This is a genomic window from Miniphocaeibacter massiliensis, from assembly GCF_900232905.1.
Taxonomy (GTDB): Bacteria; Bacillota; Clostridia; order Tissierellales; family Peptoniphilaceae; genus Miniphocaeibacter; species Miniphocaeibacter massiliensis.
Map to the genome: position 1 here is coordinate 401,086 of NZ_OCTQ01000002.1, position 14,139 is coordinate 415,224.

14 protein-coding genes and 1 other annotated feature are annotated in these 14,139 nt (G+C 26.4%); of the genes, 5 read left to right on the forward strand and 9 right to left on the reverse strand.

Annotated elements, in window-relative coordinates; all coding sequences use genetic code 11:
• Positions 1-2: 2 nt before the first annotated feature.
• The 4 genes from trpD to CS899_RS06075 all read right to left on the reverse strand — a co-directional run bounded on the left by trpD (position 3) and on the right by CS899_RS06075 (position 4,227).
• Positions 3-1,013: an anthranilate phosphoribosyltransferase gene (gene trpD / locus CS899_RS06060; protein ID WP_100065271.1), complete on the reverse strand. Its 1,011-nt coding sequence runs from the start codon at positions 1,011-1,013 to the stop codon at positions 3-5.
• 54 nt (positions 1,014-1,067) lie between these two features.
• Positions 1,068-1,317 (reverse strand) — a binding site (T-box leader).
• Positions 1,318-1,396: 79 nt separating this feature from the next.
• Complete coding sequence (locus tag CS899_RS06065) at positions 1,397-1,966, reverse strand: hypothetical protein (protein ID WP_100065272.1); 570 nt, start codon at positions 1,964-1,966, stop codon at positions 1,397-1,399.
• A 57-nt stretch (positions 1,967-2,023) separates the two neighbouring features.
• Positions 2,024-3,523: a UDP-glucose--hexose-1-phosphate uridylyltransferase gene (locus tag CS899_RS06070; RefSeq protein WP_100065273.1), complete on the reverse strand. Its 1,500-nt coding sequence runs from the start codon at positions 3,521-3,523 to the stop codon at positions 2,024-2,026.
• A 74-nt stretch (positions 3,524-3,597) separates the two neighbouring features.
• Positions 3,598-4,227 carry a YitT family protein gene (locus CS899_RS06075; protein WP_242491879.1) on the reverse strand — a complete coding sequence of 210 codons (630 nt, stop codon included), beginning with the start codon at positions 4,225-4,227 and terminating at the stop codon, positions 3,598-3,600.
• A gap of 116 nt (positions 4,228-4,343) precedes the next feature.
• Here CS899_RS06075 and CS899_RS06080 point away from each other — a divergent pair, with 116 nt between their 5' ends.
• Positions 4,344-5,378: a DUF3048 domain-containing protein gene (locus CS899_RS06080; RefSeq protein WP_100065274.1), complete on the forward strand. Its 1,035-nt coding sequence runs from the start codon at positions 4,344-4,346 to the stop codon at positions 5,376-5,378.
• A 39-nt stretch (positions 5,379-5,417) separates the two neighbouring features.
• Here the strand turns inward: CS899_RS06080 and mprF are convergent, their stop codons facing one another.
• The 3 genes from mprF to CS899_RS06095 form a co-directional block, all read right to left on the reverse strand.
• Positions 5,418-7,922, reverse strand: coding sequence for a bifunctional lysylphosphatidylglycerol flippase/synthetase MprF (gene mprF / locus CS899_RS06085; RefSeq protein WP_164995871.1), 2,505 nt, complete (start codon positions 7,920-7,922; stop codon positions 5,418-5,420).
• Positions 7,923-8,058: 136 nt separating this feature from the next.
• The gene (locus CS899_RS06090; protein ID WP_100065276.1) at positions 8,059-8,577 is read right to left on the reverse strand and encodes a cysteine hydrolase family protein; all 519 of its coding nucleotides are present in this window, start codon (positions 8,575-8,577) and stop codon (positions 8,059-8,061) included.
• Between the two features lie 2 nt (positions 8,578-8,579).
• Positions 8,580-9,056, reverse strand: a complete 477-nt coding sequence (locus CS899_RS06095; RefSeq protein WP_100065277.1) for an LURP-one-related family protein — start codon at positions 9,054-9,056, stop codon at positions 8,580-8,582.
• Positions 9,057-9,261: 205 nt separating this feature from the next.
• Here CS899_RS06095 and CS899_RS06100 point away from each other — a divergent pair, with 205 nt between their 5' ends.
• From CS899_RS06100 to CS899_RS06110, 3 genes are all read left to right on the forward strand, one after another.
• Positions 9,262-9,786, forward strand: coding sequence for a hypothetical protein (locus CS899_RS06100; RefSeq protein WP_100065278.1), 525 nt, complete (start codon positions 9,262-9,264; stop codon positions 9,784-9,786).
• A 31-nt stretch (positions 9,787-9,817) separates the two neighbouring features.
• A complete protein-coding gene (locus CS899_RS06105) occupies positions 9,818-10,942 on the forward strand; it encodes a DUF2974 domain-containing protein (RefSeq protein ID WP_100065279.1) in 1,125 nt (374 codons plus the stop codon).
• Positions 10,943-11,071: 129 nt separating this feature from the next.
• The gene (locus tag CS899_RS06110; protein ID WP_100065280.1) at positions 11,072-11,581 is read left to right on the forward strand and encodes a hypothetical protein; all 510 of its coding nucleotides are present in this window, start codon (positions 11,072-11,074) and stop codon (positions 11,579-11,581) included.
• A 37-nt stretch (positions 11,582-11,618) separates the two neighbouring features.
• Here the strand turns inward: CS899_RS06110 and CS899_RS06115 are convergent, their stop codons facing one another.
• Both CS899_RS06115 and CS899_RS06120 read right to left on the reverse strand, forming a co-directional pair.
• Positions 11,619-12,371 (reverse strand): P-loop NTPase, encoded by a 753-nt coding sequence (locus tag CS899_RS06115; protein WP_207204756.1) that lies wholly within the window; start codon positions 12,369-12,371, stop codon positions 11,619-11,621.
• 195 nt (positions 12,372-12,566) lie between these two features.
• Positions 12,567-13,466 (reverse strand): nucleoside hydrolase, encoded by a 900-nt coding sequence (locus CS899_RS06120; RefSeq protein ID WP_100065282.1) that lies wholly within the window; start codon positions 13,464-13,466, stop codon positions 12,567-12,569.
• Positions 13,467-13,683: 217 nt separating this feature from the next.
• Between CS899_RS06120 and CS899_RS06125 the strand changes: the two genes are divergently transcribed.
• Positions 13,684-14,130 (forward strand): MarR family winged helix-turn-helix transcriptional regulator, encoded by a 447-nt coding sequence (locus CS899_RS06125; RefSeq protein ID WP_100065283.1) that lies wholly within the window; start codon positions 13,684-13,686, stop codon positions 14,128-14,130.
• The last annotated feature ends 9 nt before the right edge of the window (positions 14,131-14,139 follow it).

Below are 14,139 nucleotides of genomic sequence, written 5' to 3' on the forward strand. Positions count from 1 at the left end.
AATTAAACCTCTTTAGTAAGTTTAATAAACTTTTGTAGCTGACTATAAGCTAAACCATTATCTATTGTTTCTTCTGCTAGTTTTATTGAATCTTCAAAAGATAATTCTGGCCTTGCAACGTGTATTGCAGCACCTGCATTTAGTAAAACAGCATCCCTCCTTGGTCCCTTTTTTCCTTCTAATATTTCCATTGTTATTTTTGCATTTTCACTTGGAGTTCCTCCTACTAAATCCTCTTTTCTAGATTTTTCAAGTCCAAACCTTTCAGGAGTAATAGTATATTCTTCAAATTGTCCATCGTTTATGTTACATACCGTAGTTTCTGAACTTATCGATAATTCATCAAGTCCACAATTTCCATAAACTACCATTCCTTTTGTAACACCTAAGTTTGATAGCACTTCCGCCATTGGTTTAACAAGACTTTCATCGTAAACTCCTAAAACTTGCATCGAAGCACCTGCTGGATTTGCAAGAGGTCCTATTATATTGAATATGGTTCTAATTGCAAGCTCCTTCCTAACTGGGGCAACAAATTTCATAGCTATATGATAATTTTGTGCAAAAAGAAAGCAAAAACCTAATTCATCTAAAATATATTTGCTTTTTTCTGGAGAAATATTTAAATTTGCTCCTAAAGCCTCTATTACATCTGCTGAACCACATTTTGATGATGATGCCCTGTTTCCGTGTTTTGCTACTGGAATTCCTGCTGCTGAAATAACTATAGAGGAAGTTGTAGATATATTGAAAGTATTTGCTTTATCTCCTCCTGTCCCAACTATTTCCAAGACAGGCTGGTCATTCAAAAGTTTAATACAATGTTTTCTCATTCCTGCTGCTGAACCAGTTATTTCGTCTATTGTTTCTCCTTTTATAGCAAGCCCCGTTAAATAAGATGATATTTGAACTTCAGAAGCTTTACCTGTCATTATTTCGTCCATTACACCTTTTGTCATTTTATAACTTAAGTTTCCTTTAGTAGATAGTAAATGAATTGCTTCTTCTATCATATTATCCTCCTATTTATTAAAATCAAAATAAAAAAACCGTCCTTGACAATATCTGTCAAGGACGGAAATACACTAATTCCGCGGTGCCACCTTGTTTAAAGCTTGTATATTAATAGCTTTCACTTATCAGAGTACCAACATACTCCTGACAACTTACGTATGTCTTACGTCATAGGATACTAAGCATTGGCTTTTCACTATGCCCTCAGTGGTCCATTTAATAATCTGCTTACTACCGTTTCTCACCATCCCGGTTCTCTTTAAGGGCTATCAACTATTTTTATCTCCACTTCATAGGTTTATTCTATATTAAATTAGTTTATATGATATATCAATCTTAATATTTTGTCAAATTATTTATTATTTCAATTAATAAAATTTTATCATTGCCCAGATTTACCCATATAACCTAATACCACAATAATCGGAGAATGATAATTAATCATTTCAATAATTTCACCATCTTTAATAGTTATTCTTGAATTAACCTCTTCATCATAAACTACATCATCATTAGAATTACATTCCGCAATGAATTTAACGTTATATATCTTTCCCTCATCTTTCTCTTCATCCATTTCTATACTTAAATCCTTAATTTCTACACTATCTATAGTATCTAAATACTGAGGTGATCCTAATACATGCGATGTTAACAACTCTTCATATCTTTCTTTATTAAAATACTTCTCATATTTATTATATATATTAGGTATCTCATCTTTAAGTTTTTTTATAGTTTCTTCTTCCTTTTCATCATAAAGACCTAAATTAGAAGTACCTTCTAGATTTTTAAATTCAACATTACTATATTCTTTAGAATCTTCTGTATAATTACTATAATTTAACTCAATGAATTCCTTTAATAAATCCTCATCAGATAATTTTTTAGAACAACTTGCAAATACAGTTACCAACAATAATAAACTAATAACCAACATACTTTTTTTCATTTTACTTCTCCTTTAATTAAATTATATTATGTTATATTTAAATATATACCCAATAATTTAATTTATATTAATTTGTTTTATCTTGTTAATAAATTTGATTATAGCTTCTCTACCTTCTTTAGTATTTTTAAATACACTAGCCTCTTCTAAAAGCTCACTAAACTTACAGCCTATATTTTCCTTTATTAGTAAATCTATATTTTTTAGTGTTATATTTGTATTCTCCTTCAAATCAATTATTATATTTTTGTGTTTTTCTATTATATTACTATCTGCTATTTTTTCTTTTATAATATATTCTTTTATAATTTCTATTTCCTTTTTTAATCTTCCAGGAAGTACTGCTAGTCCCATAACTTCTATTAATCCAATATTTTCTTTTTTTATATTGTGATATTTTTCCCTTGGATGAAAATATCCCATTGGTCTCTCTTTTGTTGTTATATTGTTTCTTAACGCTATATAAAGTTCATATTTCCCCCCATTTTTTCTAGCTATCGGTGTTACAGTATTATGCCTTCCCTCTACTGTTTTTGAAAATATATTTACTTTTTCATCAGTATAATTTTCCCAAATTTCTAATATATTTTTACCTAATTCTATTAACTCAACATAGTTTTCAGAAGATAATTTTATTACTGTCATTGGCCAATTTAATATTTCGCATTTTATATTTTTAAATTTCTTAACTGCAAATTCTTCTTTCGCTTCAGCAGTAAATATTGGAAAATCATATCTTCCACCTTGGTAATGCAAATGATTTAATATAGATCCTCCTACTATTGGAATTCCTGCATTTGATCCAATAAAATAGTGTGGGAATTTTTCTATAAAATCAAATAAATTTTCAAAAGTATTTCCTTTAACTTTCATCGGCTCATGTTCTTCAGAAAATATTATAGAATGTTCATTATAATATACATAGGGAGAATACTGTATATACCATTTTTTATCCTTTATCTTTATTGGAATTATCCTTAAATTTTCTTTTGATGGATAATCTATGTTACCTTTAAAACCTTCATTTTCTCTGCATATATAACATTTAGGGTAATTTTCACTAACTTTTTTTGAAGTTTCCAATATATCTTTAGGATCTTTTTCTGGTTTTGAAAGATTAATTGTTAAATAAAATTCTCCATATTTTGTATTAACTTTCCACTTTATATCTTTTTTTATTCTATCTTCTCTTATATAATTTGATTTCAAACTTAAATTATAGTAAAAATCCGTAGCTTTTTTTGGAGATATACTATAAAGATTATTAAACTTTTTTATTATATTTGAAGGTCTGTCCAAAATAGTGTTCATTATTTTTGTATCAAACGAATCTCTATTTACTAAAGTATCTTTTATTATTCCTTTAAAAATTGCATATTCTACTAAAGATTTTAAAATATTTTCAAGTTTTTCGTTTCTAACCTCAAAGTTTTGTATATATTCATCTTCTTCAAATAAACCTATTAGTAAATTAGCTATATAATTACTATCCTCTTTTTCTATTAAATTATTATTTATTCCATAGTTTATTAACTGATTTATATCTTCATTAAACATATTTCACCTACTTTAAGTACTTGTAATTTATATGTTAACATAATTAGAAATAAAAAAAGACCTACTTAGGTCTTTTATTTTGAATAAATTAAGTTCGCTGCTGGACTGCTTTCTATTACTCCTATCAAAGAGGAAGATATTGTTACTGTTATAAAAGAATACATAATTTTATCAACAGGTATATATACTAAACTAGCTAATAATACTGTAACATCTGTTAATATATATGCCTTTGATAAACTTAGCTTGGCTTTTTTATTTATAACTAAAGCTAATGCATCATCGCCTCCTGCTGCTACACCGCAAATTGCAACAATAATTCCAGCTCCAACTCCTATAAAAACCCCTCCTAATATTGCTGCTACTAAGGGAGTATTACTAAAATCCGGTAATATATAAGGTGTTATTTCAAAAATTTTATGAAATATTGCTAATGATATTGACGCTATTATTGAATATTTTAAAAAACTTTTACCTAAATATTTGTATCCTAAATAATAACAAATTCCATCTAATAACGGATTAACTATCCAAGGTTTGAAACCAAATACATTCTCAAACAATAATACTAAGCCAAATATTCCACCTTCAGTTACATTTGTTCTAGAGTGAATATTATGCATTCCAAAAGCAAGTATACAAGTACCCAATAATATTATAAAAAAAACATTTAACTTCTTAAATGTTTCTCTAAATTTAAACAATTATATCATCTCCTAAGTAAATTCTATCATACTCTATTGAACCACACAATTCTACATCTCCTAGATTATGGTATATTATCTTCCTTATGCTATAATTTATACATAAGGAGGCACGAATGAAAAAAACAAAATTCACAATACTAATACTACTTCTTTTGCTAACTTTTGTAAGTTGCAAAAAACAAAAAAAAGAAAATGATACTAAAAACACAACCGAAACTGCTACTATTAATGAAACACCTACATATTCTCCATTAGATGGGAGTCCTCTAAGCAAAGAGGATATGAATCAACCCGTTATAGGAATAATGTTAGATAATCATCCTAAAGCCAGACAGCAATCCGGGTTTAATAAAGCAAGTATCATCTATGAATTTAAGGTTGAAGGAGATTTTACAAGATATTTAGCATTATTTTACAATAGTGATGCTGAACAAATAGGACCTGTTAGAAGTGCTAGACCATACTTTGTAAATACTATTTCTGAATATAATGGAATATACGCTCACTTTGGTGGAAGCACATTGGGAATGTCTAAAATTTCTGATTTAAAAGTAGATAATTTAGATGGAATGCAGTTAGAAGGTAAAACTTTCAAAAGAAATTCCAAAACAGGTAAAAAAGCTCCTCATAATGCTTATACTTCTATGGAATTAATAAATTCCGCTATCAAAGAAAAAGGTTATGAAACTAAAAGAGACTTTAAAGGATTTAATTTTGATTTAGAAGGTAAAGATATTGAATCTCAAATGGCAGTTGGAACTTCTGCTATGAATATTACAATACCTACTACTCCTTCATACAAAGTCAACTTTAAATACGATGAGGCTAACAAAAAGTATGATATTTCAAGAAATAATGTTGATATGATTGATGAATTTGATCAAGAAAAAGTTAAGGCCACTAATATAATCATTCAATATGCTGATAGCAAAGTTATAGGTGCTGGCGGCATTTTAGAAATATCTCATGTTGGAACTGGAAATGGAAAATTAATAACTAATGGTAAAGTTATTGATATTAAATGGAATAAAGAAACAGAAAATGGTAAGACAATATTCACAACTGAAAACAATAATGAAATCATACTTAGTCCTGGACAAACTTGGATTGAAGTTGTTGACACTAATACAAATATAACTATAGAATAAAAAAATAGACATATATATGTCTATTTTTTTATTCTATAGTTAAGAAGCATTACAAACTGAAGCTAAACTTATAAGTATTTCTGGTAGCTTCATATCATCTTTATATGCTATATAAACTGAACTCCACTCCGGTTTAAACTTACTCTTGTATTTTCTTAGACCCTTAAATCCATAAATTTTATTTCCATAGTTATAGGCTATTCCTATGAGTTTCTCTTTTGTTCCTGAATATAACTTATTACCTACATTTGAAAGAGGTGCTATACCTAAGTCAAAGTATTCATATCCTTGAACTTTACCCCATTCAAATAAGGATATAAACAGCATATCCATAATGCCATCTGGTGCATCTTTAGTATATCTCATTAAATCTATTGATAATATTTTTGTTTTATTTACAGGAAGCATATTCGCAAATGCTTCTATCTTACCATCAGAATTTTTTATTACAAAAACTGGAGCTGTTTTTATATAATCTTCTTTAAAGGCTCCAAGAGAAAATTTCATCTCTCCTCTTTTCCCTAGCCATTCATTAGAAACTGCTTTTAGTTCATAAATCAATTTATCTTCAAATGGAGGATAAATTACATCAAATTCTAAACCTTTAGTTTCCATGCTATTTATAGTTTTCCTTAAAATTTTATTTTTCTTACCAGCTAAATTAAATTCCTGTACATCTACCATAGCATCTTCTCCAATTTTTAAGAATTTAAAGCCTTCATCTATATAATATTCTAAATACTTTCCTGTAATTTGGTAAAAAGATACTATCATTTTATTTGATGTCGCCCAAATTATAAGCTCATCTATTGCTTCTTCAAAATCTTCTACTTCACCTGTTGGATCTCCTAGTACGAGTATGTGATTTTTATAAGGTCTATACAAAAACATCACAGTCTCTTTTTCATTTAAGAAAAAATTCTTGTCATTCATGTAAAATAAATGACTATAAATATTTGAAGGATACTGTTCAAAAAATTCTTCAAATTTCTTGAACTCTTCTCCTTTATTTTCTTGAAACTTTATATATTTTCTGCTTAATCCAAACATTATAGAAATCGTTGTAATTACAACAAATGGTGGAAATAATACAAATAAAATATTATTTTTTAAATAGTTAAAAGAATATCTACTATTTATATCGTTGAAAAAATCAACTTTTTTAATAATATTATATAACACTATATATCCTGTAAAAAATAGTAATGTTCCTAATATAGTTATTAATACTTGTTTTATATTAACAACTTCTGTTTCTGCCTTAAAGAACCTTTTATTTTTAAATAACATTATTAATATTAATATACTAATAACCGTTTCAAAGTGATTTCTACCTGTAATCAAAGTTGCAATTGGAACTAATGCAAGTAAAAATACAGATAAATTAAATGCAAGTTTTACTTGTTGTCTTATTCCTTTTGATAATACAATTAATAGTATTCCTATTACTAAGGTAAATCTTCTATTTATCATATATACAGGGAATAAATAGCTCATGGTTTTAAATCTAAAAAATAATCTAGGTAAAATAACCGATACTACTAATATCGCTCCTATTATAAGAACACAATAAGCTAATATGCTAGAAATAGCATTTATACGTTGCAAAGTATCCTCTTTTTCTTCTTTCTTAGGAGCTGTTACTAAGAACACTAATCCTACAACCCAAGGGATTATAGTATAACAAATCCTACAAACCAATAAACTTACAAATATATTTGGTGTTGTATAACCCAGCATTTTGAATAAAGCTATACATGCTACTTCAAACGACCCCAATCCTCCAGGTATTAAACTTATAATACCTGCTATCGTAGCTAGAACATATACAATGATACTCTCCATTATAGAAATTTCTGGCTGATAGTATTTCATAGTTACCGCAAAAAATAATGCAGCTAAAAACCACTCTACCGTTGATTGAAGTGTTAAAAATATTCTAAGTTTCATGTTTATTCTAGAAAAAATAGAATCTTCATCTTTAACAAATTTTATTGGTAGTTTATCACTAACTATAAAAACCATTACTACTAAAAACATCGCTATTAATATAGGGGTATATTTCGCCTGATTTAGTTGTATTAGACCTATTGTTGATGGTAGAGCTAATGAAAATAGTCCAATTATATCTGAAAATAATACTATAAATATTATTCTATTAACTACTTTCCTATCTACATCAAACTTTTCATATAAAAATTCTCTTATGGTTACACCAGCAGCTCCACCAAATCCTATGAAATTATTAAAGGATTGAGAAATCCAACCTATTCTAAAAACTTCCCATTTAGGCATTTTCATTTTATAGTATGCAGCTAGTATAAAATCATATATTGCGGCAAAACTAAAACAAAAAAGTCCAAAAAGAACAAAAAATATTTTATCTCTTGTAGATGTTTCTCTGTATATTGCTTTTATTTTTCTAAAGTCCATTCCTCTTACTTCTTTAAAAATAACATATGTTGTTAAAACAACAATAACAAGAATTAGTATAGTCTTTATTATTTTTTTATTTTTTCCATAAAAGTTTTTTATTTTTTCCATAAAACACCCCATTTTAAATTATCTCGTATAATATATATACTAACATATTGAATATGATATTGTTAGTTTTTAGTAATTTTGTAATATTATAAAAGACTATAAAAAAGCATCCAAAGTAATAAACTTTAGATGCTTTTTATACTATATTTATTTGACATGCTTTCATTGCTTCTAATGCATTATTATGGCTTTCTTTTGTTACACCTGCACAACATTTAGAATCCACTATTATATTAACTTCTGGTAAAAATGATTTAATTAGTAAAGCATTGGAAATTACACATATATCTGTACATAGTCCTATTAATGTTATACTGTTAATTCTGTCTTTACTGTTTCTTTCTTTCAACGCTAGTGCTAATTCATCTGATCCAAAAGTTACCTTATCTATTGGTTCTGTTAATCTTAATTCATCTATTTCTTTTTTTATTTCCCAACCATAAGTATTCTTTATACAATGTTCTATAGGTAGATTTTTTCCTTCTAATGTCTGTAAATAATTTTTGTCATGTGTATCTCTTGTGAAAATTACTTCGCCATCAAATTCCTTAATTTTATTTATAACTTTTGGTACTATATCTACAGATTCTTCGGTTCCTAAAGCTCCATCAATAAAATCATTTTGCATATCTACAACGATTAAAAAATCTTTCATTACTAATCACCTTCTACGTTTTTCTTATCATATATGTACATTACTATAGAAATCACAACTGCTCCTAAAACATCTTCTTCTTTGAATACTTCTATCTCATAATTCAATATTTCTTCCAATGGTTTTCTTAACAAAAAAACATTTTCATCTTCTATATCAGTTACTATATAAATTAAATTTTCTTCATTGTATGTCAATTTCCATCCATTTAACTCAAAATAAAAAATATCCTTAAATAAGTTTATTTCTTCTCCTATAGTTACTTGTAATTCATCTTTGAAATATATCTCAAAATTAGTCTTTCCAAAATAGCTTATCTTCTTTAGTTTTACTAGAAGATTATCATCCATATCATAAATCTCTAATATCTCGTCTATTTCTTTCCTTCCAATAATTTTAAATACTACTTTTTCATATTCATTTTCAACTAAATATTCTTCATATAACGATTTTACATTTTCTTTTAATAAAAATTTCATAATACCTTCCTTCTTTAATAACATTATAACAAATTATTCAGCATATAATGTTATTAAAGAATTTAACTTTTAAATTTATTACTAAAATTACTGTAAATATAATTCTCTAATTATTATCATAATAATTAGAGAATAATTTTAACTGTCACTTATTCCAAAGCTAATATATAATAAGTATATAAATAATTATTTTGAGGATGTAAATATGTTGAAAAATTTAAAAAAAATAGAAAATCTTTTGCTTTTAATTTTAGCTATTACCATCATTCTATTTATGATAGATGAAAATAAATTATATCGCCTTTCAAAAGATGAACTACCTAAATACAGTAAAGAAAAAATAGCTGAAACTGTTGTATATGCTAAAAATATTAAATTTGAAAAAGAAAAAAAACTAAGTGATTCATATGTTTATATATATAAAGTTGATAATACTTATGCTTGTTTGATATATAATAAAAGTCTTTTTTATAATAAATATAGTTTAGAATCTGCTACTTATAATATTACTTTAGATAAAACTTTTACCGAATCTTTTTCAAATCAACTATATGATAGTATTTATAGCTTAAATATAAAAGATAATAATATTCATATAAATGCAAGCAGACATTTTAATTACAATATTATAAAAATTATTATATTTATTTCGGCATCAATTTTGATTTGTATTATAATTATTAAGAAATTTTCGAAACCTAGAGATGAAAATAATAATGAAAGTAAGTAATGTATAGCTTATAATTTATAGGAGGTATTTAATGAGTAATTTATTTGATTATTTATTTTGGCGTGGGGATTTAACCTTTAAGCAATCTGAGTTTAATAATGTAGATGCTTTAATATTATCTAGACTTTCCTATTTGAATTTTGATGGTATCATATCTCCTTCTTTCTCTGAAAGTGTACCTTTAAAAAAGGCTTCTGATATTTTTTTCTCTCAAGATGATAAACTTATTGAAGAAAAAGTAATCATGGAAGAAGACATGAAATTATTAGAAAAACTTTCTTCTTCAAACCGTTTTAAAGATATGGAAATTTTTGGATATGTAAATGAAATAGATGAAGTAACAGAAAAACAATTTTCTGTAATAACTATAAATATAGATAACAAAAGATATTTCGTATCTTTTAGAGGTACTGATAATACATTAATTGGTTGGAAAGAAGATTTTAATATGACATTTATGGATGTAGTACCTGCTCAAGTATCTGCAAAAAAATACTTAAACTCTCTTTCAAATTATTGCAATGTTCCACTTATTGTAGGTGGTCATTCTAAGGGTGGAAATCTCGCTATTTATTCCTCTGCTTTTTGTAAGCCTCAATTGAAAAATAATATAGAAAAAATTTATAATTTTGATGGACCTGGTTTTAATCGTTCAATACTTAATAAAGAGGAATACCTAAATATAACTAGTAAGATAAATAATTATATTCCACAATCTTCTATTGTGGGATTACTTTTACAAAATGAAGGAGATAATAATATAATTCATAGTACACAAGAGGGCATTATGCAGCATGACTTATACTCTTGGGATGTTAATCACAATGATTTTATATATTTAGAAAAAACTACTAAAGATAGTTTATTTGTAAAAAAAACTTTAAAAGATTGGCTTGCTAATACAGATCAAATTCAAAGGGAAGAATTTTTTGATACTATTCATAATGTATTATCTGATACTAATGCCGATTCAATAAACTCCCTTAATGAAAATTGGTATAAAACAGCAATTAAAATTCTTTCATCTTATAAGAACCTTGACGATTCTGCTAAAGAAATGATATCTGAAGGTCTTGGAGAATTAATGAATTCTGCAAAGAAAAACTTTAATATATATATGCCTAATTTCCTTAATTTTTCTAATAATAAAAAATGAGCTACTGATTATATAGTTTAAGTTTTATATATTTGTATACATTTTGTAAACTTGTTGTCTATTTTTTGTAACATAATTTATAAATATAATGATAGAATAGTTATAACAAGTTATGAAAGAGGTTAATTTATGAAATATTTTATTTTTGCTTTGTTAGTAATAGTTGTAATTCTACTTATATTTTTAAAACGCAAGCCTAGCTCAACAGTTAATAATAATTTTAAAATAAATCTTGATGATCTTAGTAAACATAGAGTGGTAAACTTTAGTACTTATGGTAAAATCAAAAATCTTGGAATGAGATATGAAGAATACAGCTTCAAAAATGAAACTATAGATACAATAAAACATAATATTCAAAATTCTTCTAACTGGAAGAAATTACCCCTTACTAAGAATCTAAAAGTTCTTTTAGAGGATTATATTATCCATTCTTCTGCAAATGCTGAAGATAGTAGTAGATTTAAAGGATATATAGATATTCCAGAATATATAAATGGATATTATTACTTTTTAGATAAAAATAAAAATAGAGAAAATATTGATACTACAATACTTTCAAGACAACATTTAGGCTTTGAATTATTCATATTAAATACAGATGATAAGGAACTATACCATATTGAAATGAATCTATAATTAAAAATTAAAAAGAGAGAGGATAACCTCTCTCTTTTTACAATATTTCAATTTTATCTACAATATCAAATAAGTAATCTTCTTTTATATCAAATATTCTTCCTGCATCTGTTGATCTAGATATATCTGGATTTATTGGAATTCTACTAAATGTATCTATGTTTTCTTCCTTTGCAGTATCAGCTATTTTACTTTCTCCAAATACTGACATTTCTTTTCCACAATCTGGGCATTTTAAGTAACTCATATTTTCAACAGCTCCTATAATTTTTATATTCATCATATTTGCCATATTTACTGCTTTTTTAACTATCATACTCACCAAGTCAGAAGGTGATGTTACTACTACAATTCCATCTATTGGAAGAGATTGAAATATAGTTAAAGGTACATCTCCTGTTCCTGGTGGCATGTCTACAAACAAATAGTCAAGTTCTTTCCATTCTACTTCTTGATAAAATTGTTTTACTACATTTGCAACAATTGGACCTCTCCAAATTACTGGAGCTTCTGAATCTTCTAATAACAAATTTACACTTACTACTCTTACTCCATTTTCAGCTACTGGTGGAATTATTAATCCTTCTTTGTTTCCAACAGCCTTTTCATTTATACCAAAGTATTTTGGTATACTTGGCCCAGTTATATCAGCATCTAAAATTCCGACTTTATATCCTTTTCTAGCCATATCTGATGCTAAAAGGCTGGTAATCAAGGACTTTCCTACACCACCTTTTCCACTAACAACCCCTATTATTTTACCTATCTTAGTACTTGCATTAGGCTCTATTAAAAAGTTGCTGGATTCCTTTCTATCTGAACATGTTTGAGAACAATCTGAACATTTAGAATTGCAATCTGCCAATCTTATACCCCCTTATAACAAATAAACTATACATATGATTTTTTTAATTAATGTGCTAATAATCAAAATCAATAACTAAAATACTTAACTTATATACCCTTTGAACTATATAATAAACTTTTATTTTTTATTTAATGTTTCTATTATATATTGTTTGAGATTTTCTTCATTTAATTTTACCGCATAGTAAACTTCACTTCCTGTTTCATCTACTAAAAGTTTCCCTCTGTTTTCATCAGTTTCGTCAACTTTAAGTTTTATTTGTTCATATATTATTCCATCTTTAAAGATATAACCATATATTGGAAAAATATCGTGTATAAATACTTCTTCCTCTTTATTTGACCTTTCATCTATTAAAAAATCTATCATATCGATTATTAAATTTTCACAGCTCGTGTCTTCCCCTGTTATTTCTTTGATTTCTTCCTCTGTAAAACCAAATTTTGTAGTCAAATCTAAAGAAAACAAAAATATTTGCAAATTATTTTCTAATAATATATTTAATGCTTTAGGATCTCTATACACATTAAATTCTGCATTCCCTGTAATATTTCCACCATTTAAGGCTCCGCCCATTATGAAAACATCTCCTATTTTATCAACTATATCTGGATGGTTTATTATGGCTTTTGCTATATTTGTAGTAGGTCCAATGCAAATTATATCCAATTTATCGGTTTCTCTTGCTGCAAAATATATGGCTTCTGACGCTTCTATACTTTCTTCTTCATATTCATTATTATTTATATAATAACCAAGTCCTGACTTTAAATATTTATTGTTTATTGATATTTCCTTAGATAAAGTTACCTCTTCACCTTTATATACTGGCACTTCCCAATCTAGTAATTCACATATTTCAATTATATTGTTTTTTCCAACCTCTGCTGAAACATTTCCTTTTACAGATGATATTCCAACCACTTCAAATTCCTCTTGTTTAAATGCAATAATTAAACTTATGGCATCATCTATCCCCGGATCACAGTCAATCCAAAGTTTATTTATATCTGTCATTATACCCTCCTCATATACTATTTTTTAAAATTATATAAAAAATATAATAATATATTTCATAAACACATAATTTCTATACATTCTTAAGTTAATATATATTCATAATTAGTGCAATATTTTTATTTATAAATATTATGTTTATATGATATATTATATGTACACATAGAATCAAAATATTGCTTAATTTGGTAAAAAATATTAATTAAGGGGATTAAATATGTCAATAAAATTAATCAACACAGAAATATCACAATTAGTGAGAGAAATTTCTAGGAAAATGGACTCTATTCTTTTACCTATTTCTGATAAAAACAATTTAACAATTATGAAGTTAAAAGTATTATTAGAAATTAGCAAGAAAAAAGATTCAAATATTGGAGAAATTGGTCAATCTTTAGGGGTTGCAGGTGGAAATATCTCCAATATGTGTAAAACTTTAGAAAAAGAAGGTTATTTAAAGAGGACTAGAAGTAAAGAAGACGAAAGGGTTGTTACTGTAACTTTAACTAAAAAAGGCGAAGATGTTTTAAGTATTGTTAATGACCAAATTGATAAAAAATTTGTAAATTATAATAATGATGTATCTGATGAAGAACATCATCAAATTATAGATAGTTTAAAACTTTTAAATCAACGTTTAGATAGTCTAGTTTCCTTTAAATAGAAAGGAGAT